Raw genomic sequence first — 13,724 nt, 5'->3', positions numbered from 1 at the left:
CCCTTCGCTCACCGGTCGATGAACTGGTGATCACTGACGATCAGGCCGTCCTGGTCGAGCACGACGAAGTCGAAGCCCACGGCGACACTCCTGCCCGAACCCGTCTCCGCCATCTCCCAGTTGAACCGGACGGTGCCGTGGTGCCCGTCGGCGCCGGGAACGAACCGGAACACGTGCGTCCCTGGCTCGACCCACTGCTCGTACCCTTCGGTGACCCGGCTGCGGAGCGCGTGGTGTCCGTGGAACTCTCGGGTCGGGGTGTAGTGCGAACCGCCGGACGCGAACAACGCGTCCACGGTGGCGTGCCGCAACGCCGCGTCGGGCTCGTTCCACATGGCGACGTAGCGGCGCGCGAATTCGCTGAAGTCGCTGCTGTCGATCGCGGTCATGACTGAACTCCTTCTCGGGAAGAGCTGGAAGCGCGGGGAGAGGTGGAAGAGGTGGAAGAGGTGGAAGAGGCGGAGGCGGCCCGGGGGAGCAGTTGTGCGAGCCCTGCGAGGACCAGCGCCACGGCGATCAGGTAGGTCAGTCCGTGCAGGAAGGCCGTGGACGAGCCCTCGGCGAGACTGCCGTAGTAGAGGATCCCGATCACACCGACCCCGAGCGCCCCGCCCACCTGCTGCACCGTGTTGAGGGCCCCGGAGGCGGCACCGGCATGGTGCGGGGGGATCTCGGCCAGAACGGTGGCCATGATCGGGGCAAGGGCCAGGCCCATTCCGACTCCGTCGACGAGGAGCGCGGACGCGAGCCATCCGATCGCGGCGTCCTGAGCCACCATGACGAACAGCAGGGCCAGACCCGCCACCCGGACCAGTGCGCCGATCGCGATCACCTGGCGCCCCAGGCGAAGCATCAGCCAGGGTGCGAACAGCGAGGCCGCCAGATACCCCGCACCGATCGGTACGAAGAGGAGCCCGGCCCCCATGGCGTCGAGGCCGCGCCCTTCCTGGGCGTACAGGGCGAGGACCAGGAAGTACGCGGCCATCCCCATCGTGAACGCCGTGTAGGTGAACAGGCCGACGGTGAAGCCTCGTTCACGGAACAGGGCAAGGTCGATCAAGGGCGATTCGCGGTGCCGTCGTGCGCGGTAGGCGCCGGCCAGTGCCACCGATCCGGCGAAGGACGCCCAGGTCCACAGGGGCCAGCCCTGCTCGCGGCCTTCGATCAACGGCAGCAGTAGCGCCACCAGGGAAAGGCTCAGGAGGGCGGCGCCGGGGAGGTCGAGCCGCACGGCGCCCGTGGCGCGGCTCTCCGGGATCACCCGCCGCGCGACGGCCAGTACGGCGATCCCGATCGGCACATTGATCAGGAAGCAGGCGCGCCAGCCGAGCCCGAACACATCGGCGTGAATGAGTGCGCCACCGATGAGCTGCCCGAACACGGCCGCGGAACCCATGGTCAGCGCATAGGCGTTGATGGCGCGAGCCCGCTCGCGCCCGGTGTAGACGGTGCGCACGACGGCCAGCACCTGTGGCGCGAGCAGGGCGGCCGACACCCCTTGCGCGACCCTGGCGGCGACCAGGGCTTCGGGGCCCGGAGCCAGCCCGCACGCGATCGAGGCAAGGGTGAAGAACAGCATGCCTGCCGAGAACATGCGGCGGCGGCCATGGATGTCGCCGAGCCGGCCGCCGACGATCAGCATGGACCCGTAGGCGAGGGCGTACCCGGCCACCACCCACTCGACCGTCGCCGAATCGGCATGGAGGTCACGCTGGGCCGTCGGAACGGCCACATTGACGATGAAGAAGTCGAGAACGGTGACGAACAAGCCGGTCAGTACAGCCGGCAGGGTGCCCGCACGAGGCATGGCCACTCCCCACATGAGGTGGAACGGACAGCGAGGGAAAGGGTGGGAGATAGAACGGTCGGTCTACGTGTGGTCATAGTAGATAGACCGGTTGTTCTACCGTCAAGCCCGTGTCAGAATCGGGCTCATGACGACGAGACCGGGCCCCCGCGAACGGCTGCTGGACGCCGCCCGCGACCTCACCTACACCCACGGGGTCCACGTCGGGGTGGACGCGATCCTCAAACAGGCCGGAGTGGCCCGGCGATCCCTCTACCAGCACTTCGGCGGCAAGGACGGCCTGATCGCCGAACTCCTGCGCAGCCACCCCGGTGACGCCCGCTACCGCCAGGTCATGGACGACGCGGGAGAGGACTCACGGCACCGAATCCTGGCGGTCTTCGACGAACTGGAGGCGATCACCCAGCGCGCCGCGTTCCGAGGATGCCGTTACACCTCGGCGGATCTGGCCCTGACCGACCCGGCCCACCCGGCCCACGCGGAGGTACGCGCCTTCAAGGACGGCCTGCACGACATGTTCACCGCGGAGCTCACCGGCCACGGCCACCCTGCCCCGGACCTCGGCGCGGACCAGCTCCTGGTCCTGGTCGACGGCACCCTGGCCCACGCCGTCACCCGTCCCGACGCCCACCCCGCACTCGCCGCCCGAGGGATGGCGGAACTCCTGCTGGACCAGGCCGGAAGCTAGGCTCGAAGCCCTGATGAAGAACCACCTCACCTCGCCTGCGGCCAAGGCCGGACACGAGTCCGTACGGCGGCACAACCTGAGCCTGGTCCTGCGGACGGTGCGCGACGAGGGCGAGGTCACCCGGGCCAGGGTCGCGAGCCTCGTCGGGCTCACCAGGGCCGCCGTCTCCTCGCTCGTCGAGGAACTGCTCGCCCTGGACTGCCTCAGCGAGTCGGGCAAGACCTCCAGCGGCGTGGCCGGGCGCCCCGGCACCGTACTGAAGCTGTCCCGGACCGGGCCGGCCGGGCTCGGCGTGGAGATCAACATCGACTACGTGTCGGTGTGCGCCGTCGACCTCACCGGCACCGACCGGGTCCGCGTCACCGAGCACACCGATCACCGGGGGGTCCCGGCAGCCGACGTGCTGGCCCACGCCGCCAGGCTCACCAACCGGGTCATCGGCTCCACCCGCGAGCAGGAACTGCGCGTCGTCGGAGTCGAACTGGCTCTGCCCGGCCTGGTCTCGGGCGGCGTGGTCCGCCAGGCACCCAACCTCGGCTGGAACAGGGTCGCGGCCGAGGGCATCTTCGGGCAGGCGCTCAGCACGCTGCGCCCCGCCGGGCGGGCCCTGGCCGTCGGCTCCGACAACGAGGCCAATCTCGCGGCCCTGGCCGAGCTCTGGTTCGGCGGGCTCGGCGGCGTACGCACCTTCCTCTATCTCACCGGTGAGATCGGCGTCGGCGGAGCCCTCGTGCTGAACGGCGAAATGCTGCGCGGCGCCCACGGGTTCGCGGGCGAGATCGGGCACATGGTCGTCGACCCGCAGGGCCCGCTCTGCAGGTGCGGGGCGCGCGGCTGCCTGGAGCAGTACGCGGGCCGGGCCGCGCTGCTGGAGGCGGCCGGCATCGACCCTGACACGGGGATCCGGGGGATCGGTGAGCTGGAGCAGCGGGCCGCGGCCGGGGAGACGCGGGCCGTGGAGGCGCTGCGCACGGCGGGGGACCGGATGGGCGTGGTGCTCGCCGGCGCGGTGAACCTCTTCGACCCGGAGGCGGTCGTCCTGGGCGGCATCTACCGGAACCTGATGCCGTGGCTGGAGGAGTCGGCGGACGCCCAGCTCACCGCGCGGGTGGTGTCGGGCCGTTGGCACGAGAACGGCAGCCGGCTGCGGGCCTCGTCGGTCTCCGGCGACGCGGCACGGGGCGCGGCCGCCCGGGTGGTGCACGACGTCATGGCGAACCCGGGTGCGTACGCGGCGCGTTGACCCGTCATCGCGTGCCCGGGCCGGCGGCGTAGGTCACCCGCGCCGTTCACAAGGCCGGTGGTTTCGCCGGTGCGCGCTCGCGGGTCCCCCGGCACCGTCGTGGGGGAGGGCGGGCGGACGGCCCGCCGGCAGCAGAGAGGCGTGCTCTTGACCAAGTGGCGCACAACCTTACGGCTGGTGGTGGTCTCCCTGGCCACCGTCCTTCTGGGCACGGGTGCGACGGCGGAGGCCCTCCCCGCCGAGGCGGCGGACCCGGCGGCCCACCGCGCCGGCCCGGCGGAACCGCGCGTGAGCGGACCGGTCGCCGGCTCCGTGCCCGGGGACCCGAAGGCGGACGACGTGGCCGACACCTATCCCTGGCTCTCCGCGCCCGGTCTCGCCGAGACCGGCTACGTCGAGGAGGAGTTCTACCTGTCAGGACGGGCGGACGCCTACGGCCCCGACGGGGAGAAGGCCGCGGACGACGTGCCGTACACGACGCGCATCATCGTGCGGCGGCCGAGCAACCCGGCGCGGTTCAACGGCACGGTGCTGACGGAGTGGCAGAACGTCAGCGCCGGCTACGACCTGGACGCCCTGTGGGCACCCGACCAGATCACCCGCGCCGGATACGCCTGGGTCGGCGTGTCTGCCCAGCGCGTCGGCGTCGACCAGATACGCGGGTGGAGCCCCGCCCGCTACGGGCACCTCGACGTGACGGGACAGGGGCGCTTCACGGCCGACGAGATGTCGTACGACGTGTACGCGCAGGCGGCCGCGGCGCTGCGCGCGGGGACCGGCAGGGTACTCGGCCCGCTCCGGGCACGCACGCTGCTGGGCATCGGGGCGTCGCAGTCGGCGGGCCGGATGACGGTCTACTACGACCGGGTGCTGCCCCGGACGGAGCCGGTGTTCGACGGTTACGGCTTCGTCGTCGGCTCCGCACCCACCCGCAAGGGGGGCGAGCCGGTGTTCCACGTGCTGTCGGAGACCGACGTACGCACGCCCCTCCGGCGGGAGGACGACAACGGCTACCGACGCTGGGAGGTGTCCGGGGCCGCGCACTCCGGCCGGTACGGGCAGGCATACCGCGAGCCGCTGCTCACCCGTGACCTGGGAGCGGCGCCGACGTTCTCCTGCGCCCGGCCGCCGTACAGCGAGGTGCCGCTGCACCACGTGATCGCTGCCGCCTACACGCACCTGGAGCGCTGGGTCGAACACGGTGTGCTCCCGCCGGCCGCGCCTCCCCTGGAGTTCGCCCCCGACGGCACCAAGGCCCGGGACGCCCTCGGACTGGCCCGGGGCGGTATCAGGCTCTCGCAGGTCGGGGTTCCCACCGCGCTGAACACCGGGGACAACACGGGAGAGACGTTCTGCGTGCTGTTCGGGACCCATGTGCCGTTCACCGGGGAGCAGTTGGGCCAGCTGTATCCCACACACGCCGGCTACGCGGCCCGGGTCGCTGCGGCCGACGCCCGTGCGGTGCGGGAGGGCCACCTCCTGCCGGCCGACGCGATCGAGAACCTGCGGGACGCGGTGTCCTCGGACGTGGGCCGGGACTGACGCCGCGCGGGTGCGCCGGGGCGCGCCACGCGCCTACGCACACGACCGGGGGCGTACGCGCCGTCCCGCACGCGTACGCCCCCGGTGTGAGGGGGTGATCAGGCCTTGTGCGCCGCGATCAGCTGCTGGTACCAGCGGTAGCTGTCCTTGGGCGTGCGCTCCAGGGTGTCGTAGTCGACGCGGATGATCCCGAACCGCTTCGCATAGCCCAGCGCCCACTCGAAGTTGTCCAGCAACGACCACACGTAGTAGCCCTGTACGTCGACGCCGGCGTCCATGGCCGCCCGCAGCGCCGTCAGGTGGTCGCGCAGGTACTCCACCCGGTCCGTGTCATGGATGGAACCGTCCGCCTCGACGCTGTCGAACTCCGCCGAGCCGTTCTCCGTGATGTGCACCGGCGGCAGGGCGTCACCGTACGTCTGCTTCAGGACGGTCAGCAGGTCCGTGAAGGACTCCGGGACGACCGGCCAGTTCATCGCCGTCCTGCGGACGTCCGGGTAGCTCCCCTCCGCGTACCGGTTGTCCGTGGCCACGCGCAGCGCCGGGTCCGGCTCGCGGTGCGGGGCTGCGGCGATCACGATCGGCCGGTAGTAGTTGATGCCCAGGAAGTCCATCGGCTGGGAGATCAGCTCCAGGTCGCCCTCACGGCGGAAGTCCTGACCGGTGATCAGCTCGCCCCAGGTCTCCTCCTCGGTGGCCGGGTAGCGGCCCGCGAGGAGCGGCTCGGTCCACACCAGGTTGTGCTGGGTGTCCGCCCGGACGACGGCGGCGAGGTCGGCATCCGACTCGGTGGCCGGGACGTTGCGGTCCAGGTTGAGGGTGATGCCCGCCTCGCGGACGCCCGCGGCACGCAGCGCGTTCATCGCGTGGCCGTGGCCGACCAGCAGGTGGTGCGCGGCGGCCAGGGCCCCGCGCCCTTCCTGCGCGCCCGGCGCGTGACGGCCCACGGAGTAGCCGAGGAACGCGCTGCACCACGGCTCGTTGAGGGTGATCCAGCGCGGCACCCGGTCGCCCAGGTGCTCGGCCATGATCGCGGTGTACTCGCCGAAGCGCTCCGCCGTCTCCCGTACCCGCCAGCCGCCCCGGTCCTCCAAGGCCTGCGGCAGGTCCCAGTGGTACAGGGTGGCGGCCGGCTCGATGCCCGCATCCAGGAGCGAGTCGACGAGCCGGGAGTAGAAGTCCAGCCCCTTGGGGTTGACCGCCCCGCTGCCCTCGGCCTGGATGCGGGGCCAGGCGATCGAGAAGCGGTACGAGTCCACGCCCAGCTCGCGCAGCAGCGCCACGTCCTGCGGGTAGCGGTGGTAGTGGTCGCAGGCGACGTCACCCGTGTCGCCGCCGTCGGTCCTGCCGGGCGTGTGGCTGTAGGTGTCCCAGATGGACGGGCCGCGGCCGTCTTCCTCCACGGCGCCCTCGATCTGGTACGAGGCCGTGGCCGCGCCGAAGACGAATCCGGGCGGGAAGACAGGGAAGTCATGCATGGGAACCCTTACTTGACCGAGCCGCCGGTGATTCCGGCGGCGATGTACTTCTGGGACAGGACGAGGAGGACCGCAGCGGGCACTGCGGAGAGCACGGACGCGGCCATGACCGAACCCCAGTCGCCGACGTGGGCCCCGATGTACTGGTAGATGCCGAGCGTGATCGGCTTGACGTCGTCCGTCGTGTTCAGCGTCAGCGCGAACATGAAGTCGCTCCACGCGTACAGGAACGAGAACAGCCCCGCGGTGATCAGGGAGTTGCGGCTCATCGGCAGGACGACCTGGATGAACGTGCGGACGCGGCCCGCACCGTCGACCTCGGCGGCCTCGACGACCTCGCGCGGGATGGACACCATGAACGAGCGCATCAGCACGATCGCGAACGGGATGCCCAGCGAGGCGTCCGCCAGCATCAGGCCGAAGTAGGAGTTGACCAGACCGAGGTCCACGTACGCGCTGTACAGGGCGTTGGCGATGACGATGCCGGGCACCATCTGGGTGATGAGCGTGCCGAAGACGATCGTCCTGCTGCCGCGCAGCTTGAACTGCGCCAGCCCGTACGCCGCCGGCGCGGAGATCGCCAGGCAGATGGCCACGGCGCCGAGTGCCACGGCCAGCGAGGTCAGCAGGTTCGCGCCCTGGTCGGTGACTGCCGAGGTGAAGCCGGAGAAGTCGATGCCCGTCGGCACCGGGGCGACGTCGACCAGGCTCGCGTCCGGCTGGAGGGCGGTGTTGACCATCCAGTACAGCGGGAACAGCATGACGGCGAGGATGACGACGCCGAATACGGTCGCACCCCAGCGGCGCTCGGGCCGGTGGACGGCGGGAGCCGGGGCGGCGGGGATCTGGGTGGTGGTCGCCATGCCGGTCACTTCCCCTCGTTGCGGTTGACCCGCAGGTAGAACACCGCGAAGACGGCGGAGATCAGGATCAGGATGTTGCCGACCACGGCGCCGGCCCCGAAGTCCATCTGGACGAAGGAGTTCTGGTACGTGAGCGTGCCGAGCGTCTGCGTGGAGTCGGCGGGGCCGCCGTCGGTGAGGGCGAGGACCAGGTCGAGGATCTTGACCGTCGACATGAAGCCGAGCACCAGCACCACCGTGATGACGGGCTTGAGCATCGGCAGCGTCACCGAGCGGAAGGTGCGCCAGGCCGAGGCGCCGTCGAGCGAGGCCGCCTCGTGCAGCTCCTTGGGGACTTCCTGGAGGCCGCCGTAGAGGATCACCATGTTGAACGGGATGCCGATCCAGATGTTCACCAGGATCACGGACACGAGCGCCATGCTCGTGCTGGTCAGCCAGGGCGTGTCGCCGCCGATGCCGATGGTGCCCAGGAAGGAGTTGAGGACGCCGGTGTCCTGGTCGAAGATGCGCCGCCAGACGATGCCGGAGACGACCATCGGGACCAGCCACGGCAGCAGGATCAGCGAGCGCAGGACCCCGTTCAGCGGGAAGCGGCGGCTGAAGAAGACCGCGAGGGCGAGACCGATGCAGAACTGGCCGACGAGCGATCCGACGGTGAAGAGGATCGTCTGCCACAGGGCTTTGCCGAACAGCCCGTCGTCGAAGACGTTGCTCCAGTTGTCCGTGCCGTTGAACGGCGCCTCACCGGTGAAGAAGGTGGACGGCGAGTAGTCCTGGAAGCTCATCACGATGTTGCGGACGAGCGGGTAGCCGAAGAACAGCGCCATGAAGATCACGGCGGGGGCGATGAAGCCCCACTGGGAGAGCTGCCTGCGGCGCTTGGCGTGCTGCGGGCTCACGGGCTTCTCGGCCGCCGGGGCTTTCGGCTCGGCGTGCGGCGCGGCGGCGGAGGCTGTGGTGGATGACATGGTTCGTTACCTCAGTTCCCGCTCGTGACCTGCTGCTGGGCACGCTTGAGAGCGGCCTCGCTGGACTCACCGGTGAGGGCTGACTGGAAGGCGCTCTGCAGGGCGAGCGACACGGACGACCATTGCGCGCCGACCTTGGCGGTACGGGAACGGGCCGTCGAGACCTGGCCGGCCAGGGCCGCCAGCTCCGGGGCCTTCGTACGCCAGACCGCGGCGGCCTTGGTGTTCGCCGGGACCATCCAGCTGTTCAGGGCGTACGTGATCTGCTCCTGCTCGCCCGCCATACAGCCGATGATCTTGGCGGCCGTCTTCTCGCGCTCGGTGTCGCCGGTGTTGGGCACGGTCAGCACACCGCCGCCCAGCGGACCGACGGAGTCGTCGCCCGCCTCGGGTACCGGGATCTCGGCGATGCCCCAGTGGAGGCCCTTCTTGGCGTTCAGGGTCTCGACCTGCCACGGGCCGTTGATCATCATGGCGGCGTTGCCTGCCATGAACTGGTCGTTGACGTCGGCCTGGGTCCAGTTGACCGTCGACTTGGAGAGCGAGCCGTCCTTCAGGAGTGCCTTCCAGTAGTCCAGCGCACCGGCGACCTCGGGGGTGTCGAGCTTCGACTCGTCGCCGCCGTTGGACCACATGAACGGGGTGAACTGGAAGACACCGTCCTCCGCGCCGCCCGCGCTGAGCGCCAGACCGTAACGCTTGCCCTGGGTCAGCTTCTTGGCCGTCGACTGCATCTCGGCCCAGGTGGTGGGCACCTTCAGGCCGGCCTTGTCGAGGGTGTCCTTGTTGTAGAACAGCGCCAGGGTGTTCACGGTGCGCGCGGCCCCGTAGTACTTCCCGTCGAACGAGCCGAAGTCGACGATCCCCTCGGGGATGTCCGTCGTGGTCAGTCCGAGATCCTTCAGCGGGATCAGCCCGCCGGCCTCGGCGAACGTCGGCATCTCCGAGGCATCCAGCTGGAGGACGTCCGGCAGCGACTTCGACGAGGCCATGCGCAGCGCCTTCGTCATCACCTGCGGGGCCGGCACGCTCTGCTGCTCGATCGTGATCCCGAGCTGCTTGCTGCAGCGCGCGAGGGTGTCGCCGTCCCAGCGGTGGTACGACTCGTCGGTCGAGGAGTTCATGACGGTGTAGACGTCGCCGTCCCTCTGCTGCCCGCACCCCGACAGAACGGCGCCGGTGAGGATCGCGGAGACGACGGCGAGGGGGACGACGATCCGCCTGGTGCGGCGGCTGGGGCGTCGGTCCGTACCGTCCGGGGATATTTCTGTCACGGTGGTGCCCTTGCATGAGGGGGTGGCCGACCCATGGGAACGCTCCCACGGGCTGATCGTCAAGACCGTGCGCGGATTCGGCGAGGCCGCACGCGGAAGGCCGGGTGCCCGGCGGCGGACCGCCGGGCACCCGGTGCGTCAGCGGACGCCGAGCAGGTGCTCCATCGCGAGCTGGTCGAGGGCCTCGAAGGCCATCGAACGCTCGGCGGCGGCGTCCACGTCGAACTCCTCGAACGCGGAGCGGTCCGCGAGCAGGCTCTTGAGCCCGTCGGCGGCGGTCGGCTGGGCCAGCTCGTCCAGGCGGGAGGCGGTCAGGGCCTCCTGCACGGCCGGGTCGGCGCGGAAGGCCGCGGCGCGCTCCTTGAGGATCAGGTAGTTGCGCATGCAGTTCTTCGCGGACTCCCAGACACCGTCGATGCCGTCGGTGCGCACCGGCTTGAAGTCGAAGTGGAGCGGGCCCGCGTAGTCGGAGTTCTCCAGCAGGTCGACGAGCCAGAACGCCTGGCGCAGGTCGCCCGCGCCGAAGCGGAAGTCCTGGTCGTACTTGATGCCGGACTGGCCGTTGAGGTCGATGTGGAAGAGCTTGCCCGCCCACAGGGCCTGGGCGATGCCGTGCGGGAAGTTGAGGCCGGCCATCTGCTCGTGGCCGGTCTCCGGGTTGACGCCGACCAGCTCGGGGCGCTCCAGGCGCTCGATGAAGGCCAGGGCGTGCCCGATGGTCGGCAGGAGGATGTCGCCGCGGGGCTCGTTCGGCTTCGGCTCGATCGCGAAGCGGAGGTCGTAGCCCTGCTCGGTGACGTAGTCGCCCAGCAGGTCGAAGGCCTCCTTCATGCGGTCCAGCGCCACCCGGACGTCCTTGGCGGCGCCGGACTCCGCGCCCTCGCGGCCGCCCCAGGCGACGTACGTCTCGGCGCCCAGCTCGGCGGCGAGGTCGATGTTGCGGATGACCTTGCGCAGCGCGTAACGGCGCACGTCGCGGTCGTTGGACGTGAAGCCGCCGTCCTTGAACACGGGGTGCGTGAAGAGGTTGGTGGTGGCCATCGGGACCTTGAGCCCGGTGCGCTCCAGCGCCTCCTTGAAGCGCGCGATGTGGGCGTCGCGCTCGCTGTCGGAGGAGCCGAACGGGATGAGGTCGTCGTCGTGGAACGTCACACCGTGGGCGCCGAGCTCGGCCAGGCGCTCGACCGACTCGACCGGGTCGAGCGCGGGACGGGTGGCGTCGCCGAACGGGTCGTTGCCGCGCCAGCCGACGGTCCAGAGACCGAAGGTGAACCTGTCCGCGGCGGTGGGGGTGAAGCGTTCCGACATTGATCAGCCTCTTGTCGACGAAGGCGCGGGCGGCGGATCAGCCGACCGACCTATTTGTTTGCTTGCAGTACTAATACTCCATCCCGCCGTTGGTTTCCATACCGTTTCCGTGACGTATCGGTCACGTGGTGGCAGCATGTCTGATCTGCGGCCTTCGTCGGTAGTCCAGTTATTCGGGCATTCCGGGTGTTCCTGTTGCGTACGGGCCCTCGTGCGCACATTTGTTTTGTGTACGATCAAAATTGAGAGGACCCGTTGGCGCGCTCGCCGCAGACGCCCTGACGTCCCGACTTCCGTACTTCCTGAACGGCTAAGGACCCCCCCATGAAGTTCACCGACGGCTTCTGGCAGTTGCGCAGCGGTGTGCACGCCTCGTACGCCACCGAAGTCCGTGACGTCCGCCTCGACACCGACCGCCTCGCCGCCTACGCGGCCGTCAAGCGGGTCGAGCGGCGCGGTGACACTCTCAACGCCCCGCTGATCACGGTGGAGGCCCACGCTCCGGCCGAGGGAGTCATCGCCGTACGGCTCACCCACCACGCAGGCAGGCGCCGCAAGGGCCCCGACTTCGAACTGGTGGGCGCCGCCGCGCAGTCCGCCGCCACGGCACGTGACCTGGGTGCCACCGCCGAGCTGACCAGCGGCCCCCTCACGCTGCGGCTGCCCACCGAAGGTGCCTTCGGTCTGGAGTTCCTCGGCGGCGACGGGCAGGTCCTGACCTCCGCCGGACGCAAGGGGAGCGCGTTCGCCACCCTCCCCGACGGCAGCCACCACATGGTCGCCCAGCTCGCTCTCGGCGTGGGTGAGACCGTCCACGGTCTCGGTGAGCGCTTCACGCCGTACGTGAAGAACGGTCAGACCGTCGACATCTGGCAGGCCGACGGCGGCACCAGCAGCGAACAGGCCTACAAGAACATCCCGTTCTACCTCTCCTCGCGCGGCTACGGCGTCTTCGTCAACCACCCCGGCAAGGTCTCCTTCGAGGTGGGTTCCGAGGCCGTCGGCCAGGTGCAGTTCAGCGTCGAGGACCAGACGCTCGAGTACTTCGTCATCGCCGGCCCCACGCCGAAGGACGTCCTCGCCCGCTACACCGCACTCACCGGCCGCCCGGCCCTGCCGCCGGCCTGGTCGTTCGGTCTCTGGCTGTCCACGTCGTTCACCACCTCCTACGACGAGAAGACCGTCAACTCCTTCGTCGACGGGATGGCCGAACGCGGAATCCCGCTCAGCGTCTTCCACTTCGACTGCTTCTGGATGCGCGAGTACCAGTGGTCGGACTTCGCATGGGACCCGGCAGCCTTCCCCGACCCGGTGGGCCAGATCGCCCGGCTCAAGGAGAAGGGCCTGCGGATCTGCGTCTGGATCAACCCGTACATCGCGCAGAAGGGCGCGCTGTACGAGGAGGGCGCCCGCAAGGGCTACTTCGTCGAGACCGCCGACGGCGACATCTGGCAGTGGGACAAGTGGCAGGCCGGCATGGCGCTGGTCGACTTCACCAACCCCGAGGCCACCGCCTGGTTCCAGGGCAAGCTCAAGGGACTCCTCGACCAGGGCGTCGACGCCTTCAAGACCGACTTCGGCGAGCGCATCCCCACGGACGTCGTCTGGCACGACGGCTCCGACCCGGAGCGCATGCACAACTACTACACGCACCTCTACAACAAGGCCGTCTTCGAACTCCTGGAGAAGGAGCGCGGTCAGGGCGAGGCCGTACTCTTCGCCCGCTCGGCGACCGCCGGCGGCCAGCAGTTCCCGGTCCACTGGGGCGGCGACTGCTGGTCCTCCTTCGGCGCCATGGCCGAGTCGCTGCGGGGCGGCCTCTCCCTGTCGCTCTCCGGCTTCGGCTTCTGGAGCCACGACATCGGCGGCTTCGAGGGCACCCCCGACCCGGCGGTCTTCAAGCGCTGGCTCGCCTTCGGCCTCCTCTCCTCGCACAGCCGGCTGCACGGCTCCTCCTCGTACCGGGTGCCGTGGGAGTTCGGCGAGGAAGCGGTCGACGTGGCCCGGCAGTTCACCCGCCTCAAGCACCGGCTGATGCCCTACCTGTACGGGGCCGCCGTGGAGGCCCACCGCACGGGCGTCCCGACGATGCGCCCGATGCTGCTGGAGTTCCCCGACGACCCGACCGCCCGCACCGTGGACCGCCAGTACCTGCTCGGCCCGGACCTCCTGGTCGCGCCCGTCTTCAGCGAGGACGGCCAGGTCGAGTACTACGTCCCCGAGGGCACCTGGACCCACCTCCTGACCGGCGACACGGTCACCGGCCCCGGGTGGCGCCGGGAGACCCACGGCTTCGACAGCCTGCCGGTCCTGGTCCGCCCGGGTGCGGTCCTGGCGCTGGGCGCGGACGAGTCGCGCCCTGACGGGGAGTGGCTCGACAACCTGGAGCTCCGTGTCTTCGCCCCGGCCGGAACCGGCGACTTCACCCGCACGGTCACGGTCCCCGACCTCACGGGCGCACCCGCGGCGACGTACGAAGTGATCCGCAAGGGCGGTGAGGTCCGGGTCGTGACGGACACGGACCAGCCGTACACGGTCACGGTCGTAGGCTGA

At 70.1% G+C, this 13,724-nt stretch carries 11 protein-coding genes; 4 read left to right on the top strand and 7 right to left on the bottom strand.

Annotated features, from left to right (window positions below):
* Nucleotides 1-8: 8 nt before the first annotated feature.
* Together OG844_RS17485 and OG844_RS17480 are read right to left on the bottom strand one after the other, a co-directional pair.
* Nucleotides 9-389: a nuclear transport factor 2 family protein gene (locus OG844_RS17485; protein WP_406391329.1), complete on the bottom strand. Its 381-nt coding sequence runs from the start codon at nt 387-389 to the stop codon at nt 9-11.
* On the bottom strand, nt 386-1,807 hold the full coding sequence (locus OG844_RS17480; protein ID WP_406391327.1) for an MFS transporter: 1,422 nt from the start codon (nt 1,805-1,807) through the stop codon (nt 386-388). The genes OG844_RS17485 and OG844_RS17480 overlap by 4 nt, the downstream gene beginning before the upstream one ends.
* Nucleotides 1,808-1,934: 127 nt before the next feature.
* On the opposite strand from OG844_RS17480, the gene OG844_RS17475 reads away from it, so the two are divergent.
* The 3 genes from OG844_RS17475 to OG844_RS17465 all read left to right on the top strand — a co-directional run bounded on the left by OG844_RS17475 (nt 1,935) and on the right by OG844_RS17465 (nt 5,280).
* On the top strand, nt 1,935-2,495 hold the full coding sequence (locus OG844_RS17475; protein WP_406391326.1) for a TetR/AcrR family transcriptional regulator: 561 nt from the start codon (nt 1,935-1,937) through the stop codon (nt 2,493-2,495).
* A gap of 13 nt (nt 2,496-2,508) precedes the next feature.
* Nucleotides 2,509-3,738 (top strand): ROK family protein, encoded by a 1,230-nt coding sequence (locus OG844_RS17470; protein ID WP_406391324.1) that lies wholly within the window; start codon nt 2,509-2,511, stop codon nt 3,736-3,738.
* Between the two features lie 177 nt (nt 3,739-3,915).
* Entirely contained in the window at nt 3,916-5,280 is a 1,365-nt protein-coding gene (locus tag OG844_RS17465) for an alpha/beta hydrolase domain-containing protein (protein WP_406391323.1), read from the top strand.
* 98 nt (nt 5,281-5,378) lie between these two features.
* On the opposite strand, the gene OG844_RS17460 is transcribed toward OG844_RS17465, so the two are convergent.
* The 5 genes from OG844_RS17460 to xylA all read right to left on the bottom strand — a co-directional run bounded on the left by OG844_RS17460 (nt 5,379) and on the right by xylA (nt 11,171).
* Nucleotides 5,379-6,758: a GH1 family beta-glucosidase gene (locus tag OG844_RS17460; RefSeq protein ID WP_406391321.1), complete on the bottom strand. Its 1,380-nt coding sequence runs from the start codon at nt 6,756-6,758 to the stop codon at nt 5,379-5,381.
* A gap of 8 nt (nt 6,759-6,766) precedes the next feature.
* On the bottom strand, nt 6,767-7,621 hold the full coding sequence (locus OG844_RS17455; RefSeq protein ID WP_406391320.1) for a carbohydrate ABC transporter permease: 855 nt from the start codon (nt 7,619-7,621) through the stop codon (nt 6,767-6,769).
* 5 nt (nt 7,622-7,626) lie between these two features.
* Nucleotides 7,627-8,589: a carbohydrate ABC transporter permease gene (locus tag OG844_RS17450; protein ID WP_406391319.1), complete on the bottom strand. Its 963-nt coding sequence runs from the start codon at nt 8,587-8,589 to the stop codon at nt 7,627-7,629.
* A gap of 11 nt (nt 8,590-8,600) precedes the next feature.
* Entirely contained in the window at nt 8,601-9,863 is a 1,263-nt protein-coding gene (locus OG844_RS17445) for an ABC transporter substrate-binding protein (RefSeq protein WP_406391318.1), read from the bottom strand.
* A gap of 138 nt (nt 9,864-10,001) precedes the next feature.
* Nucleotides 10,002-11,171, bottom strand: a complete 1,170-nt coding sequence (gene xylA, locus OG844_RS17440; protein WP_406391316.1) for a xylose isomerase — start codon at nt 11,169-11,171, stop codon at nt 10,002-10,004.
* A 324-nt stretch (nt 11,172-11,495) separates the two neighbouring features.
* On the opposite strand from xylA, the gene yicI reads away from it, so the two are divergent.
* Nucleotides 11,496-13,724: an alpha-xylosidase gene (gene yicI, locus OG844_RS17435; RefSeq protein WP_406391315.1), complete on the top strand. Its 2,229-nt coding sequence runs from the start codon at nt 11,496-11,498 to the stop codon at nt 13,722-13,724.

Source organism: Streptomyces sp. NBC_00887, from assembly GCF_045207585.1.
This window is presented reverse-complemented; position numbering and strand designations above follow the sequence as displayed.

Coding starts and splice junctions, on each gene's coding strand:
- OG844_RS17455 (WP_406391320.1), bottom strand. CDS start 7,621: ATGGCGACCACCACCCAGATCCCCGCCGCCCCGGCTCCCGCCGTCCAC.
- OG844_RS17470 (WP_406391324.1), top strand. CDS start 2,509: ATGAAGAACCACCTCACCTCGCCTGCGGCCAAGGCCGGACACGAGTCC.
- OG844_RS17480 (WP_406391327.1), bottom strand. CDS start 1,807: ATGCCTCGTGCGGGCACCCTGCCGGCTGTACTGACCGGCTTGTTCGTC.
- OG844_RS17475 (WP_406391326.1), top strand. CDS start 1,935: ATGACGACGAGACCGGGCCCCCGCGAACGGCTGCTGGACGCCGCCCGC.
- OG844_RS17450 (WP_406391319.1), bottom strand. CDS start 8,589: ATGTCATCCACCACAGCCTCCGCCGCCGCGCCGCACGCCGAGCCGAAA.
- yicI (WP_406391315.1), top strand. CDS start 11,496: ATGAAGTTCACCGACGGCTTCTGGCAGTTGCGCAGCGGTGTGCACGCC.
- OG844_RS17460 (WP_406391321.1), bottom strand. CDS start 6,758: ATGCATGACTTCCCTGTCTTCCCGCCCGGATTCGTCTTCGGCGCGGCC.
- xylA (WP_406391316.1), bottom strand. CDS start 11,171: ATGTCGGAACGCTTCACCCCCACCGCCGCGGACAGGTTCACCTTCGGT.
- OG844_RS17485 (WP_406391329.1), bottom strand. CDS start 389: ATGACCGCGATCGACAGCAGCGACTTCAGCGAATTCGCGCGCCGCTAC.